Origin of the sequence: Arthrobacter sp. 9E16 (genome assembly GCF_002929435.1) — a bacterium.
GTDB lineage: Bacteria > Actinomycetota > Actinomycetes > Actinomycetales > Micrococcaceae > Arthrobacter_B > Arthrobacter_B sunyaminii.
The window spans coordinates 78,816-92,522 of sequence record NZ_PJIU01000002.1; the positions used below are offsets into that span (position 1 = coordinate 78,816).

Consider the following 13,707-nt stretch of genomic DNA (forward strand, 5'->3'; position numbering starts at 1 on the left):
GTTAGGGTTTTGCGGAAGTTTTCCAACCCGCCTTGGTACCCTTAACAGCTGGGCCTGCCAAACATGGCGAAGATCTGACGAAAGAAGTGCGCGGCACGTGTTCAATTCACTGTCTGACCGGTTGACTACAACCTTCAAGAACCTCCGCGGCAAGGGCCGGCTGACCGAGGCCGACGTCGATGCCACGGTCCGCGAGATCCGTCGCGCGCTGCTGGACGCCGACGTTGCCGTCCCCGTGGTCCGCGCCTTCACCGCCTCCGTCAAGGAGCGCGCGCTTGGCCTCGAGGTGTCGCAGGCACTGAACCCGGGCCAGCAGGTTGTGAAGATCGTCAACGAGGAGCTCGTGGGCATCCTCGGCGGCGAGACCCGCCGGCTGCGCCTGGCCAAGAACCCGCCCACGGTCATCATGCTCGCGGGTCTGCAGGGTGCCGGTAAGACCACCCTGGCCGGCAAACTCTCCAAGCACCTGAAGTCCCAGGGCCACAGCCCGCTGCTGGTGGCCGCTGACCTCCAGCGCCCCAATGCCGTCAAGCAGCTGCAGGTCAACGGTGAACGCGCCGGCGTGCCGGTCTACGCCCCGCATCCCGGCGTCTCCTCCGAGTTCGAGTCCGCCACCGGCGATCCCGTTGCCGTCGCGCGCCAGGGCATCGAAGAGGCACGCACCAAACTGCACGACGTCGTTATTGTGGACACCGCCGGCCGCCTGGGCGTGGACGCGGAACTGATGCAGCAGGCCGCGGACATCCGCGCCGCCATCAACCCGGACGAAGTCCTCTTTGTTATCGACGCCATGATCGGGCAGGACGCCGTTAATACGGCTCAGGCCTTCAACGAGGGCGTCAACTTCACCGGCGTCGTCCTGACCAAGCTCGACGGCGATGCCCGCGGCGGTGCCGCACTGTCCGTTGCGTCCGTGACCGGCAAGCCGATCATGTTTGCCTCCACCGGTGAAGCCCTGACCGACTTTGAGGTCTTCCACCCGGACCGCATGGCCAGCCGCATCCTGGACCTCGGCGACGTCCTGACCCTCATTGAGCAGGCCGAGCAGAACTGGGACAAGGACGAAGCCTCCCGGATGGCGAAGAAGTTCGCCGACCAGGAAGACTTCACCCTGGATGACTTCCTCCAGCAGATGCAGCAGCTGCGCAAGATGGGCTCCATGAAGAAGATGCTCATGATGATGCCCGGCGCCGCCGGCATGCGTGAGCAGCTGGAAAACTTCGACGAGCGCGAAATCGACCGCGTGGAAGCCATTGTCCGCTCCATGACTCCGCACGAGCGGGTGGCTCCGAAGATCATCAACGGCTCCCGCCGCGCCCGCATTGCCCGCGGTTCAGGCGTGCATGTTTCCGAGGTCAACGGCCTGCTGGAACGCTTTGTGCAGGCACAGAAGATGATGAAGAAGATGGCCTCGGGCGGCGGAATCCCGGGCATGCCCGGCATGGCCGGCCCCGGCGGATTCGGCGGCTCGCGGAAGAAGCAGCAGGCAGCCAAGGGCAAGAAGAAGGCCAAGTCGGGCAACCCGGCCAAGGCGGCTCAGGAGCGCGCCGAGGCCGAGGCACGCCGCGCCGGAGCCCGCAAAGCGCTCCCGACCGGCAGCGCTTTCGGTGGCCAGGATGCCGATTTCGATCCTGCCTCGCTGAATCTCCCCAAGGGCTTCGAAAAGTTCCTGGGCAAGTAGGCTTTACTGCGCACCGCCGGACCAAAAGTCCGGCGGTGCGTGTTTAACGGTCCGGCGTATGCTGGCTGCCGGGCCGGACGACGGCGCGCCGGTCGGTTCCGGCGCGGCACATTGGGGAAGTCCGGCAGCAGGGGAAGAGGCCAAGGGTGGCAGCACAGGGACTGAACGGCTTTTACGGGTCAGTGTTCAAGCGCAGCACCGCTGCCTTCGCTCTGATCCGCACCGCGGACGGGCGGATTTTGATGGTGCGCTCCGGCACCGGGGCCTGGGAGCTTCCCGGCGGCGTGGTGAAGGGCGGGGAGGACCCCCGCTCCGCCGCACGCCGCGGGGCGAGCGAGGCGCTGGGGGCCGGGTTCGACGTCGGGCGCTTGCTGGTGCTGGACTGTGTTCAGGGCGGGGACCGGCAGGGCGGCGGTCAGGGAGACTCCATCGCTTTTGTGTTCGACGGCGGCACGCTGGTCACTTCGGTGACAGGCTTTAGTGGAGCCGGAGGTGAGCGCGAAGCCCGCTTTGTTGCCCTGGGGGAGGGCACGGAGGTCTTCGGCTCTGCGACGGCCGGCCTGCTGGCCGGCGCGGTGGAAGCCCTGGACCTGGGAACCGTGACTGAACTGGTTGACGGCAAGCCGGCCCGCGGCGAGCCGATTCTCCCGCCGGTTTCCCGTCGGATGATGCCTCCGGTGGACGGTTACGAAGGAATTCTAGGACGTCAGGAGTCCCGTTTTGCCCGCTGAACGAGTGGTATTTGTGCACGGCGCCGGAAGTTTCGGAGCTGCAGCCTGGCCCCGGCAGCACGGACTGGCCCTGGACTACGACTGCCTGTTCCTCAAGCGTCACGGCTTTGACGACGTCGCGGCCCCAGCGGCTCCGGACCTCGAGGCCGATGTTGCCATCATTCGCGAAGCCCTGGGGGACGGCGGGCACTTGGTGGCGCATGCGGCGGGCGCCGTTCCGGCCATGCTGGCGGCTCTGCGGGATCCGGGCCGCGTGTATTCCCTGATCCTGTGCGAGCCGGCAGTCTTCTCACTGACCCGCGACCTGCCGGCCACCCGGGCCCACCGCGAACTGCTGCAGCCGTTGTTTGACGCGGCGCCGGAGATGACTGACGAGGAGTACGAGCGCGAATTTGTCCGCCGGGTCTTCGCAACCGACGCGGCCGCCGCAGGCCGTGCCGCCCGGCCGGGCCATACTGCTCCGGCCGATGAAGCTGCCAGACGGTCGGCCGCGCGTCTGCGGCTGCAGACTCCGCCCTGGGAAGCTCCGCTGGAAATCGTTCCCGGAGTCCCCACTCTGGTGCTCACCGGAGGATGGGAACCGCTGTATGAGGAGGTTGCGGATTTCCTGGTGTCCACCGGCGCCGAGCACCTGCAAGTGGGCGGGAACCACCGCCCGCAGGACACCGGCGCCGGCCGAAAGGCCATCCGGGAGTTCCTCTCGGCGAACCGCGGACGCGCGGCCCTGGGCGCATGATGCCGATTGGGCAATCCGGCGGTCTCTCCGGCAGCCGTCCGCGTGTGCGCAGTGCCACCGCTGAGGATTTAGTTCAGCTCCCCGCCCTTGAAGCGGCGTCGGACACCTTGCTGGAGGGCCTGATAGGGCCCGACTCGAATGGTTCCCTCACGCATGCAGGCGCCCTGCCGCCGCCGGCCGCCGTGGCCGAACTGGCCTCAGCCCGCCGCATTCTGGTGGCGGGAGAACCGCCGGCGGGATTTGCCCGGATCGAGGAAGTGGACGGCCAGGCACATCTGGAGCAGCTTTCCGTTCATCCTTCGGCAGCCGGTTCCGGGTTGGGCCGTTTGCTGGTGGAATCCGCGCTGCAGTGGGCTAGGGAGCAGGGTTACCGATCCATGCGCTGTGCACTTTTGCGCAGATTCCGTTCAATGCTCCGTTTTATCGGAGCTGCGGCTTTGAAGAGGTGCCGGAACCGCACGGGCAACTGCGGGAGGTGCGGGAGCACGAGCGGCTGCTCGGACTGGACGACATGGGGCTGCGGGTGGCGATGCGCAGGGACCTGAATCCGAGGTAGACCGGGGGCAGGCGCAGATGCTCCGGAACAGGGTGACGCCGTCGTCGTGCGTCTTGGAATTACATGAAGCTTCAAGTAAACTCATTGCATGAACCTTCAAGTAAAAGCTTCCGACCTCCTGCCTGCCGATCTGTCCATGGGTACCGTAATGCTCAAAGTCGGTGACATGGCGAAGGTCTCCGCTTACTACCGCGGCGCGCTCGGACTCGAAATCGTAGCGGAGGCCGACGGCGGCCAGTACCTGGGGCGCGGAGCGGTTCCCGTGGTGCGCCTGGCTCCGGCACCCGGTCTTCGCGTGGCGGCCCGGGGTGAGGCCGGGCTGTTCCACACCGCGATCCTTTTCGAGACCCAGGCCGATCTGGCAGCCACTGTGGCGGCAGCTGCACAATATGATCCGGCCGCCTTTGTGGGTTCCGCGGACCATCTGGTGAGCGAGGCTTTCTACTTCACCGACCCCGAAGGCAACGGGATCGAGCTTTACTATGACAAGCCCCGGGATACCTGGAACTGGGATGACACGGCGTCCGGCCGCGAGGTGCGCATGGCATCGCTTGCCCTCTCGCCGCAAACCTACTTCCGCGAACATTTGACCGAGGCTGCGTTCGACGGACTGCGCACGGCCGCCGCCGGCGTGGGGCACGTGCATCTGCAGGTGGGGGACACTGACACGGCCGCAGCGTTCTATGTGGATACCCTCGGATTCGAGCGCACCGCCGGGTTTCATGGGCAGGCACTGTTCGTCTCTGCCGGCGGCTATCACCACCACATGGCCATGAACGTCTGGAACAGCCGCGGCGCCGGACCCCGCCGCGACACCCTGGGCCTGGGGGAGGTGCTTATCAGTGTTCCGTCCGCCGACGACGTCGCAGGGCTGGCCGACCGGCTGAAGGTAGCCGGGATTTCCAGCCACCACACGGGCGCTGAACTAAGGTTCGAGGATCCCTGGCGCAACCGGCTGCGCGTTGCTGTCGGCTGATCCAGCTGTTCCCCGCCGCGCTTGGTCCCGGCAATCGACCCGCCGGCACCCGAGTCGCCAAAGATGGACTCATCTGGCACAATGGTCAGGTACTCGATCTGCGCGGCCCCTCTCTCCGTGCATGCATCTTGTCCTTTTTGAACCCCAACGTTATGGCCCGCCCCACGGGAGCAGAAGTACGGGTTCGCCCCATTTCAGATCAGGAGTGACCACTAAAGTGGCCGTAAAGATTCGCCTTAAGCGCCTCGGCAAGAAGTTCTCAGCACACTACCGCGTTGTTGTCATGGATTCCCGTGCCAAGCGCGATGGCCGTGCCATCGAGGAGATCGGACTGTACCGTCCGACCGAGAACCCGTCGTACATCGACATCAAGTCTGACCGTGCGCAGTACTGGCTCAGCGTCGGCGCCCAGCCCACCGAGCAGGTTGCAGTTCTGCTGAAGATCACCGGTGACTGGCAGAAGTTCAAGAACATCGAAGGCCAGGAGGGCACCCTCCAGGTCAAGGCTCCCAAGGAAGCTTTCGTGGCTCCCGAAAAGAAGTCCGTGATTGTTCCCGAGGCCATCACCCCGAAGGCCAAGAAGGACGAGGCTCCCGCAGAGGCTGAGGCCGAGTAACTTGCTGGCCGAAGCGCTGGAGCATCTCGTCCGCGGAATCGTTGACAGTCCTGAGGACGTCAAGGTTTCCGCCAAGAGCAACCGCCGCGGGGAAACCCTCGAGGTGCGAGTTCATCAGGATGATCTGGGCCGCGTCATCGGACGCCAGGGACGGACGGCACGTGCATTGCGCACCGTGATCGCCGCCCTCGCGAACGGAGAGCCGGTTCGCGTCGATGTAGTGGATACCGACCGCCGCCGCTGACAATCCGCGGCACGGCCGGACTGCATCGGCAGTTCACAGCACTTTCATAGCAGTACCAGTTGAACGCAGTTCACGGCATCCGGCCCCTGCACCAGATAATGGTGGAGGGGCCTGATGTGTTTTCCGGGCCCTAACCTGCCCAACCCCGGTTGCAGCACCCCGCCGCACCAATACAAGGAGATTCCCCCATGCAGTTACAGGTGGCACGCATCGGCAAGCCGCACGGCATCCGCGGCGAAGTAACCGTCCAGGTACTGACTGATGCCCCCGAAGACCGCTTTGTGCCCGGAACCGAGCTCATCGTCGAGCCTGCGTCCAAGGGCCCGCTCACGGTCATCAGCGCCCGCTGGAACAAGGACATCCTTCTGCTCGGATTCGACGAAGTGGTGGACCGCAACGGCGCTGAGGAGCTGCGCGGGGCAATGCTCTCTGTCGACATCGATGAACTGGATGACGAGGACGACGACGAGGGCTGGTACGAGCACGAGCTGGTGGGGCTGAAGGCTCGAATCGGCGACGACGTCGTGGGTACCGTCAGCGGCCTGCGCACCCTCACCGTCCAGGACCTGCTGGTGATTGACGACAATGAGGGCCGTGAGGTTTTTGTTCCCTTCGTCGAAGCCATCGTGCCCGAGGTCAACGTTGAGGGCGGCTACGTGCTGCTTACTCCGCCGGAGGGCTTGTTTGAGCTGAATCTCCCCGAGGACAAGCAGGACAAGCAGGACAAGCAGGGGAAGCCGGAGAAGGACAGCGGCAGCAAGGACAAGGACGCTCAGAACGAGGCCGGCCGCTAAGTGCGTATTGATGTAGTCAGCATTTTCCCGGAGTATTTGGCGGCACTGGATCTGTCGCTGATCGGCAAGGCCCGGCAGGACGGGCTGCTGGACCTCAACGTCCACGACCTGCGGGACTTCACCACGGACCGCCACCGCACCGTGGATGACACCCCCTACGGCGGCGGCGCCGGCATGGTCATGAAGGCCGAGCCCTGGGCGCAGGCGCTGGGTTCCGTTGCGGAGGCGGGAACCGGCGACGGCGTCACCCCCGACGCTGAAACCCGCCCCGTGCTGATCGTCCCCTCGCCCGCCGGTGCCGTGTTCACCCAGGCCATGGCCTATGAGCTGGCCGAAGAGAAGCACCTTGTGTTCGCCTGCGGACGCTACGAGGGCATTGATGAGCGCGTCCTGGAGTGGGCCGATGAGCGTTTTGACGTGCGTCCGGTGAGCCTCGGGGATTATGTGCTCAACGGGGGAGAGGTTGCCGTGCTGGCCATGGTGGAGGCCATTGGCCGCCTGGTGCCCGGCGTCGTCGGCAATCCCGAATCCCTGGTGGAGGAATCGCACTCCGACGGCCTGCTGGAATACCCGGTCTACACCAAGCCCTCTTCGTGGAGGGACCGGAATGTGCCGGACATCCTGCTCAGCGGCAACCACGGCAAGATCGCCCAGTGGCGCCGGGAGCAGCAGCTGCAGCGCACCGCAGCCCGCCGGCCGGACCTGCTGGAAAAGTTCGACGTCTCCCAGCTAACCAAGGCCGACAAGGCCGCGCTGGCATCCATGGGATACGAAGTGACGAAGGACCGGATCCTGCCCCGCAGGTGATTGGTGGCGTTTGTCCGGGTGTGGCAGAATAGATAACTGTGTCATCTGGGTCCGCACCTGCCACAGGGGGAGCGCGGCCAACAGAATACACACCGGCGGCCAATCCTCGGCTTCGCCGGTCTTATAGCTTCGGCAGCATCTGTGCAGTCCTTCGTGGCCGCATCCTTGCCTGCCGTTACCAAAGTGAATGACCTGTGGCGTTCACCAGGAGTGATAAACAATGCACATCCTAGATTCTGTTGATGCAGCCTCGCTGCGTTCAGACATCCCCGAGTTCCGCGCCGGTGACACGGTCAAGGTTCACGTAAACATCATCGAAGGCAAGAACACCCGTGTTCAGGTCTTCCAGGGCTTCGTCATGAAGCGCCAGGGCGACGGCCTGCGCGAGACCTTCACGGTCCGCAAGGTCAGCTTCGGCGTCGGCGTGGAGCGTACCTTCCCGGTGCACTCCCCGGTTCTCGACAAGATCGAGGTCGTCTCCAAGGGTGACGTCCGCCGCGCCAAGCTGTACTACATGCGCGACCTGCGCGGCAAGGCAGCCAAGATCAAGGAAAAGCGCGACGCACGTCCCGCCAAGTAAATTTCTTGATCCACGCAGCATCCGCTTCCGGGGAATCTTCGGATTCCTCCCGGAAGCACACGAAACGCCGGTCCACGATTGTGGGCTGGCGTTTTGTGCTCTGCGCTCTCGCCGCAGCCGTTGTGCTGGCGGCACTGGTCCGCGCGTTTATCGTGGACGTCTATTACATTCCGTCCGAATCGATGCAGCCGCTGCTGGAACCGGGCGACCGCGTGGCGGTCTCGCGCACGGAGTACCGCTCCGGTGAGATCCGGCGCGGAGACGTGGTGGTCTTTGACGGCCGAGGGTCCCTCGCCCCGCTGAACAGCGGAGATGCCGCCCCGGTTGCGGCGCTGAAGTCCCTGGCCCGCTGGGTGGGGCTGATGGGCAGCGACACAGTCTATGTGAAACGGGTGATCGGACTCCCCGGGGACCGGGTCACCTGCTGCACCGCAGACGAGCCGCGGCTGACCGTGAACGGAACTCCGCTGGATGAGCCGTACGTTTACCCTTCAGACGCTCCCAGCGACAAGAACTTCGATGTCATCGTCCCCGAGGGACGGCTGTGGCTCCTGGGCGACCACCGGTCCGAGTCAGCGGATTCGCGTTCGCTCCTGGGCGCACCGGGCGGCGGCCTCATCTCCGAGGAACGCATCATTGGCCGTGCGACGGCCATCCTGTGGCCGCTGGAGCGCAGTTCGGATATTGAGCGGCTAGAGTTAGGAGCCGAGTGGAACACGGCGAATTAAGAGGACAGCACATGGCTCAGAACGTCCCGGACGAGCCCACCCGGAATCCCGGACCCAGCGTTCACGGAGCGCATTCGGCGCGTCCCCGGGCAGCAGGCCCGGGCCGGAACGGCAAAGACAAGCACCGCGGTTTCGGCGGCTGGCTCCGCGAAGTCGCCACCATCATCGTGATCGCGCTGCTCCTGTCCTTCCTCATCAAGACCTTCCTGTTCCGGGCGTTCTACATTCCCTCGGGCTCCATGGAAGAAACCCTGGAAATCAACGACCGGATCTTCGTGAACCTGCTGGTTCCGGAACCCTTTGACCTGAACCGCGGCGACGTGGTGGTCTTCAAGGACACCCAGGGCTGGCTGCCCGAGCTTCCTCCGGCCACCGAAGGACCCGGCGCCTGGATCCGTGACGCCCTCATTTTTGTCGGCCTGATTCCGGACACCTCCGAGCAGCATCTGGTCAAGCGCGTCATCGGCACCGAGGGCGACCACGTGGTTTGCTGCGACGCCGATGGACGGATCACGGTCAACGGCGAGCCCCTGAACGAGCCCTACATCTATCCCGGCGCCTCGCCGTCGGACATTCCGTTCGACGTGGTTGTTCCGGAAGGCAAGGTTTGGGTCATGGGGGACCACCGCAACGCCTCCGCTGACTCACGTGAACACCTCCAGGATGCTGGCGGCGGGTTCATCGACGTCGAGGACATTGAAGGCAAAGCCGCAGTGACCGCCTGGCCACTGAACCACGCCGGCTTCATCGGCAGCTACCCGGAAGTCTTCGAAAACATCCCCGATCCTTCCAGCTCCCTTCCGGCCGGATCCCGATGACCGCGACGTCCGCCCGGCCGCGGCCCAAGACGGGCGCCGGAAGCAAGGCTCCCACGCTGCGGCACGAACGGTCCTTTGCGGCCGTCGGCTACAAGGTCCTGGCAGGCTGCGACGAAGTGGGCCGGGGCGCCCTGGCCGGTCCGGTCAGCGTGGGCCTGGTGGCCGTTGACCTGGCCACCGTCCGTTCGCTCAAGGGCGTGCGGGACAGCAAGCTTCTCTCACACAGCGACAGGGAAACGCTGGTGCCCCAGATCAAGAAGTGGGCCCGGGGCTGGGGAGTGGGGCATTCCAGCGCCGCGGAAATCGATTTGCACGGCATCATGGGCGCGCTGCGCCTGGCCGGCACCCGCGCCTGGGACCAGATCTGCGCGGACCTGACCCCCGACGTCGTCCTTCTGGACGGCAACTACAACTGGCTTTCACCGGCGCGCCAGGCCAGTCTTTTTGACCTTCCCGGGAACGACGACGGCGGCTGCCAGGCGCCCGTGCACACCAAAATCAAGGCGGACATGACCTGCCTCAGTGTGGCCGCGGCCAGCGTACTTGCGAAGGTGGAGCGGGACACGATGATGGTGGACTACGCTGTGACACATCCTCAGTACGGCTGGGAAGTGAATAAGGGATACGCCACGGCGTCCCATCGGCTGGCGATAGACGAGTTTGGGCCCACGCCCCTGCATCGGATGTCCTGGCAGCTGGGAACACGTCCGGAAGCGGATGCCCGGGACCATGAGAGCGTCGTTGGGGGATGATGGAAATATGAGTGCCGAAGACCTTGAGAACTATGAAACGGACATGGAGCTCCAGCTCTACCGTGAATACCGGGACGTGGTGGGACTCTTCAGCTATGTGGTGGAGACCGAGCGCAGGTTTTATCTTGCCAACCACGTAGACCTGCAGGCACGGTCCGCGGACGGGGAAATCTACTTTGACCTGACCCTGCAGGATGCCTGGGTCTGGGACGTCTACCGCTCGGCCCGGTTCGTGAAAAGCGTCCGGGTGATTACGTTCAAGGACGTCAACGTCGAGGAACTCACGCGCAACGACGACCTGACCATTCCCAAGGCCGACGAATTGGGCTGAAGCCGCTCAGCCCCCTAGGACCGAAGCGTCGGTGTGAACAGCGGCGGCGAGGAGGGCTGCGGAAGGCTGGCGGCGACGTCGTTCCACTGTGCCCAAGACCCGGAGGGCTTCCGCGGTGCTTCGGCGGCGAGGCTCGAAACCCAGCCTTCAACCATCTTTCCCCGGTGCGGCAGAAAGTGCGGAACCGCAATGGGCGGCGGGAAACCGTTGCGCCACACCGATTTGTAGCTGCCGACGTTGCCCGCATTGGCCGACCAGCTCACCACATCCCAGCCGAGATCATCCAGGGCATAGGCCACCGCCAGGCCGACGGCACGCGACATCAGTCCCTTTCCCCGGTACTCCGGAGCCGTGACGAACCCCAGATCGCCCGAGTTGGCACCCTTGAACCGCAGGTCCAAAGTCCCGGCGTAGGCACCGCCCGCCTCGAGCGCCCAGGAAATCTCCTTTTCCTGCGGCACCGAGATGGCAGCCACGTACTCCACGGCCATCTCCCGCGTGTAGTCCAGGGGAACGGTGGTCCACCGGCGTGTCAGCGGGTCAACGCAACGGGAGAGGACCGGATCAATATCGGCCTCGTGGTGCGGGCGCAGCGTGAGCTCTGATTCGGAGAGGACGGGAATGTCATAAGGCATGGGTCCACCCTAGTGCAGCTGTGAGCCGCGTCTCCTAAACTGCTGAAATGGCGCTTCCCGAGTCACCGCTGTCCGGATACCTGTCCGGCAACCGAAGGTTGTATGCGCAGATGCGGCCCGACGCCGGATCACTGGAGCTTGTTCTCGCCCTCCAGCAGGCGCTGGCAGCACTTACCCAGGTGAACGACGGCGGCCGCCCGCGCTGGGTTCCCGAGCGGCAGGTCCACCTGACACTGATCCATTTCGGCAAGGTCCGGGATGTTTATGCAGCGGTTTCCGCTGCCGGAAACATTTCCTGGGACGAGTATGAAGAGCGTCTGGCTGATTACGTGGCGGCGACCGAAGCCGCGATGCCGCGGGAACCCATCCTGCTGGAGCCGGCCGTGCTGTCCCGGTTTGGGCGGCACGGGCGGACCCTGGTCCTGGAGTACTTTCCGTCGTCGGCGCTGCTGCGCGCCCACGAACGGGCGTACGCGGCCCTCGAAGTGTTCCTGAACAGCTGCGGGATCCCCGACGTCGGAGCCTTCACTGCTGCGGATCCTAACTTCATGTTTGCCTCAGCTCTGCGTCCCCACATCACGTTGGCGCGCGGCTTTGCCGGGACGCTGCCGGCACCGGTGCACGGCGGTTCGCTGTACGGCGGTGAGCGGCACGGAGTGCACAATACTGCCGCCCCGGGGGACGGCAGTATTGCCCCGGCCCGGGTTCGGCTGGAGTCCATGCCGGTGGTGTATCCGGAGGCCGGCTGACGCCGTCGTAGTATAAAGCGGCGACGGCAGCAGCTTTCGGGGAAATGGGGGAACGGAATGCCTGGAACGGGTGTGGGTGGCGGCGGATCCGGTCTGCACCGCCCGACGCCGGAGGATCCGGCGCGGCCGAAGCCGGCGCCGCTGGTGTTCTCGGTATCGAAACTCCGCCTGCTGGGGATGGCGCTTCTCTGCGTTCCCTTCGTCCTCGTGGGAATCTACTTGATTTCCAAGTTTCCCGATTGGGGCTCGGTGCTCATGGGCTCAGTCACCGTCCTCTTTTTCGGAGGCGGCGGGCTCTGGGCGCTCTGGACCAAGCTGCGTCAGCCGACGGTCCTTACCCTGTCCGAAGAAGGCATCAAGCCGGAGTCGGGCGGCCTCATTCCGTGGGACGATTTCGATGCTGCGGGAATCGGGCGGATCCCCGGAGGGTCCAGCGGAACAAAGGTCATTGGCATCCGGCTGAACTCCTACGAGCGGCTCGTGAAGTCGTTCACGCCGGATGAACTTCGGCTGATGCGGGGTGCAAATACCGCGGCTAGGTTTACGGCCGTCGCATTGCCCAAGATCGCCGGGGGTTCCGTGCGCTCCAACCGTTCCATGAAACGCTCGCTGGGGCATCTACGGTCCCTGCCGCGGCAGGACGAAGCCTCCCTTCCCCTGCAGGACGTGGCCGGTACTCTGGCGTGGAACCGTGGCCTGTGCGGATGGGACATCACCTTTTCCCCGTTGGCGTTCAGGGGATCCGCTGACACGGTGGTCCGGGATATCGAAAACTACCATCAGGCAGTGAAGCGGCGTTCCGGGGCGTAGCCCGGGCGAACAGACGCGGGGACAGGAACAGGTCGGCCCCGGTGCAGAGCACCGGGGCCGACCTGTCATTTGAGCGACTGCAGGTTAGCTGTCGCTTGCCTCAGTGCGTCGGCGGTTGCGAACCAGGGCGGCAGCACCCAGGCCGGCAAGCAGCAGTCCTGCTCCGGCCATAGCAGCCGTCGTGGAATCAGCTCCGGTATTCGGCAGCCGGGGAGAGTCGGTGGCTACCGGCGGTACCGTCGGATCATCTTCCGGAACGGTGGGTTCCGGGGTGGGCTTGGGGTCCGGTGTCGGCTTGGGGTCCGGCGTGGGCTCCGGCGTGGGCTCCGGTGTCGGCTTGGGGTCCGGCGTGGGCGTGGGCTCCGGTGTCGGATCCGGCGTGGGCTTGGGGTCCGGCGTGGGCGTGGGCTCCGGCGTGGGCGTGGGATCCGGTGTGGGATCCGGCGTGGGTGTGGGATCCGGTGTGGGCTCCGGCGTGGGCGTGGGATCCGGTGTGGGATCCGGCGTGGGCGTGGGTTCCGGAGTGGGATCCGTTTCGCATTCTGGAATCGGGCCGTAGGCCTCAAGGTCATCATGCCTGTTATCCGTCAGCGTGACCGGTCCCTCAAATCCTTCAGGGTAGACAATTGTTTCGGGCCAGACGAAAGCCCCTGTGATGTCCAGCTTGTCCTGCTGGATGCCCCAGCCCGGCCCGCAGACGTAGTCGGGCAGCAGGCCGATTATGTCCGTAAACCAGTCTGTACCCTCTTGGGTGGCCAGGAGGCTCTGGGGACCAGAGTTTTCCCAAGCAGCAGGCTTCGCAGGGTCATTCTTTTTGTAGACGTACGCGCCGACTTCCTGGGATACGGAAGTGTCGGTGCCCGCGCCGTCGTCGGGACCGGTTGCCACAGCCGGTTGTATGACGGCCAGAGAGAAGGCCCCTATCGATAGTGCAGTGGCGGCCGCAGCGGCCGTTGGTTTTAAGACCTGTTTCATGGTTCCTTCGACAATCGGTTAAAACTTCAGTGTTCTCTCGGGGGGCCCGTTCATCCTGCCGAAGCATCCTCAGGTCGCACTCAAGATGGCATCAAGATCACGACAAGACTTGCTGTGCGGCGCAATTCCTCCCCAAGACGCGCTCGTTACTAAAACGGGAAGGGTCGTCCACAGCCCATGGCCGTCGC

At 64.9% G+C, this 13,707-nt stretch carries 18 protein-coding genes; 16 read left to right on the plus strand and 2 right to left on the minus strand.

What is annotated here, in order from left to right; genetic code table 11:
* Positions 1-97: 97 nt before the first annotated feature.
* The 14 genes from ffh (at position 98) to CXR00_RS07100 (ending at position 10,350) form a co-directional block, all read left to right on the plus strand.
* Positions 98-1,681 (plus strand): signal recognition particle protein, encoded by a 1,584-nt coding sequence (gene ffh / locus CXR00_RS07035; RefSeq protein ID WP_104053837.1) that lies wholly within the window; start codon positions 98-100, stop codon positions 1,679-1,681.
* Positions 1,682-1,827: 146 nt separating this feature from the next.
* Positions 1,828-2,412 (plus strand): NUDIX domain-containing protein, encoded by a 585-nt coding sequence (locus CXR00_RS07040; RefSeq protein WP_181032501.1) that lies wholly within the window; start codon positions 1,828-1,830, stop codon positions 2,410-2,412.
* Complete coding sequence (locus tag CXR00_RS07045) at positions 2,402-3,148, plus strand: alpha/beta fold hydrolase (protein WP_104053839.1); 747 nt, start codon at positions 2,402-2,404, stop codon at positions 3,146-3,148. The genes CXR00_RS07040 and CXR00_RS07045 overlap by 11 nt, the downstream gene beginning before the upstream one ends.
* Positions 3,148-3,693 (plus strand): GNAT family N-acetyltransferase, encoded by a 546-nt coding sequence (locus CXR00_RS18775; RefSeq protein ID WP_219815991.1) that lies wholly within the window; start codon positions 3,148-3,150, stop codon positions 3,691-3,693. Before CXR00_RS07045 ends, CXR00_RS18775 begins: the two co-directional genes overlap by 1 nt.
* Before the next feature lie 99 nt (positions 3,694-3,792).
* A complete protein-coding gene (locus CXR00_RS07055) occupies positions 3,793-4,680 on the plus strand; it encodes a VOC family protein (RefSeq protein WP_104053840.1) in 888 nt (295 codons plus the stop codon).
* Positions 4,681-4,897: 217 nt separating this feature from the next.
* A complete protein-coding gene (gene rpsP / locus CXR00_RS07060; protein ID WP_104053841.1) occupies positions 4,898-5,296 on the plus strand; it encodes a 30S ribosomal protein S16 in 399 nt (132 codons plus the stop codon).
* Position 5,297: 1 nt separating this feature from the next.
* The gene (locus CXR00_RS07065; protein WP_104053842.1) at positions 5,298-5,540 is read left to right on the plus strand and encodes an RNA-binding protein; all 243 of its coding nucleotides are present in this window, start codon (positions 5,298-5,300) and stop codon (positions 5,538-5,540) included.
* Positions 5,541-5,728: 188 nt separating this feature from the next.
* Positions 5,729-6,334 carry a ribosome maturation factor RimM gene (gene rimM, locus CXR00_RS07070; protein ID WP_104053843.1) on the plus strand — a complete coding sequence of 202 codons (606 nt, stop codon included), beginning with the start codon at positions 5,729-5,731 and terminating at the stop codon, positions 6,332-6,334.
* On the plus strand, positions 6,335-7,141 hold the full coding sequence (gene trmD, locus CXR00_RS07075) for a tRNA (guanosine(37)-N1)-methyltransferase TrmD (RefSeq protein WP_104053844.1): 807 nt from the start codon (positions 6,335-6,337) through the stop codon (positions 7,139-7,141).
* Positions 7,142-7,361: 220 nt separating this feature from the next.
* The gene (gene rplS / locus CXR00_RS07080) at positions 7,362-7,721 is read left to right on the plus strand and encodes a 50S ribosomal protein L19 (protein ID WP_104053845.1); all 360 of its coding nucleotides are present in this window, start codon (positions 7,362-7,364) and stop codon (positions 7,719-7,721) included.
* A gap of 5 nt (positions 7,722-7,726) precedes the next feature.
* The gene (lepB, locus tag CXR00_RS07085) at positions 7,727-8,449 is read left to right on the plus strand and encodes a signal peptidase I (protein WP_258060309.1); all 723 of its coding nucleotides are present in this window, start codon (positions 7,727-7,729) and stop codon (positions 8,447-8,449) included.
* An 11-nt stretch (positions 8,450-8,460) separates the two neighbouring features.
* On the plus strand, positions 8,461-9,267 hold the full coding sequence (gene lepB, locus CXR00_RS07090) for a signal peptidase I (protein WP_104053846.1): 807 nt from the start codon (positions 8,461-8,463) through the stop codon (positions 9,265-9,267).
* Positions 9,264-10,019 carry a ribonuclease HII gene (locus tag CXR00_RS07095; protein ID WP_104053847.1) on the plus strand — a complete coding sequence of 252 codons (756 nt, stop codon included), beginning with the start codon at positions 9,264-9,266 and terminating at the stop codon, positions 10,017-10,019. The genes lepB (CXR00_RS07090) and CXR00_RS07095 overlap by 4 nt, the downstream gene beginning before the upstream one ends.
* Positions 10,020-10,026: 7 nt before the next feature.
* On the plus strand, positions 10,027-10,350 hold the full coding sequence (locus tag CXR00_RS07100) for a DUF2469 domain-containing protein (protein WP_104053848.1): 324 nt from the start codon (positions 10,027-10,029) through the stop codon (positions 10,348-10,350).
* Positions 10,351-10,364: 14 nt separating this feature from the next.
* Here CXR00_RS07100 and CXR00_RS07105 read toward each other — a convergent pair whose 3' ends face one another.
* Positions 10,365-10,985 carry a GNAT family N-acetyltransferase gene (locus CXR00_RS07105; protein ID WP_104053849.1) on the minus strand — a complete coding sequence of 207 codons (621 nt, stop codon included), beginning with the start codon at positions 10,983-10,985 and terminating at the stop codon, positions 10,365-10,367.
* Between the two features lie 47 nt (positions 10,986-11,032).
* Between CXR00_RS07105 and CXR00_RS07110 the strand changes: the two genes are divergently transcribed.
* Together CXR00_RS07110 and CXR00_RS07115 are read left to right on the plus strand one after the other, a co-directional pair.
* Positions 11,033-11,734 (plus strand): 2'-5' RNA ligase family protein, encoded by a 702-nt coding sequence (locus tag CXR00_RS07110; protein ID WP_104053850.1) that lies wholly within the window; start codon positions 11,033-11,035, stop codon positions 11,732-11,734.
* Positions 11,735-11,791: 57 nt separating this feature from the next.
* Positions 11,792-12,544 (plus strand): STM3941 family protein, encoded by a 753-nt coding sequence (locus CXR00_RS07115; RefSeq protein WP_146068458.1) that lies wholly within the window; start codon positions 11,792-11,794, stop codon positions 12,542-12,544.
* Positions 12,545-12,628: 84 nt separating this feature from the next.
* Here CXR00_RS07115 and CXR00_RS07120 read toward each other — a convergent pair whose 3' ends face one another.
* Positions 12,629-13,519, minus strand: a complete 891-nt coding sequence (locus tag CXR00_RS07120; protein ID WP_104053852.1) for an LPXTG cell wall anchor domain-containing protein — start codon at positions 13,517-13,519, stop codon at positions 12,629-12,631.
* Between the last annotated feature and the right edge of the window lie 188 nt (positions 13,520-13,707).

Coding starts and splice junctions, on each gene's coding strand:
- CXR00_RS18775 (WP_219815991.1), top strand. CDS start 3,148: ATGCCGATTGGGCAATCCGGCGGTCTCTCCGGCAGCCGTCCGCGTGTG.
- CXR00_RS07055 (WP_104053840.1), top strand. CDS start 3,793: ATGAACCTTCAAGTAAAAGCTTCCGACCTCCTGCCTGCCGATCTGTCC.
- rimM (WP_104053843.1), top strand. CDS start 5,729: ATGCAGTTACAGGTGGCACGCATCGGCAAGCCGCACGGCATCCGCGGC.
- rplS (WP_104053845.1), top strand. CDS start 7,362: ATGCACATCCTAGATTCTGTTGATGCAGCCTCGCTGCGTTCAGACATC.
- lepB (WP_104053846.1), top strand. CDS start 8,461: ATGGCTCAGAACGTCCCGGACGAGCCCACCCGGAATCCCGGACCCAGC.
- CXR00_RS07095 (WP_104053847.1), top strand. CDS start 9,264: ATGACCGCGACGTCCGCCCGGCCGCGGCCCAAGACGGGCGCCGGAAGC.
- CXR00_RS07100 (WP_104053848.1), top strand. CDS start 10,027: ATGAGTGCCGAAGACCTTGAGAACTATGAAACGGACATGGAGCTCCAG.
- CXR00_RS07105 (WP_104053849.1), bottom strand. CDS start 10,985: ATGCCTTATGACATTCCCGTCCTCTCCGAATCAGAGCTCACGCTGCGC.
- CXR00_RS07110 (WP_104053850.1), top strand. CDS start 11,033: ATGGCGCTTCCCGAGTCACCGCTGTCCGGATACCTGTCCGGCAACCGA.
- CXR00_RS07115 (WP_146068458.1), top strand. CDS start 11,792: ATGCCTGGAACGGGTGTGGGTGGCGGCGGATCCGGTCTGCACCGCCCG.
- CXR00_RS07120 (WP_104053852.1), bottom strand. CDS start 13,519: ATGAAACAGGTCTTAAAACCAACGGCCGCTGCGGCCGCCACTGCACTA.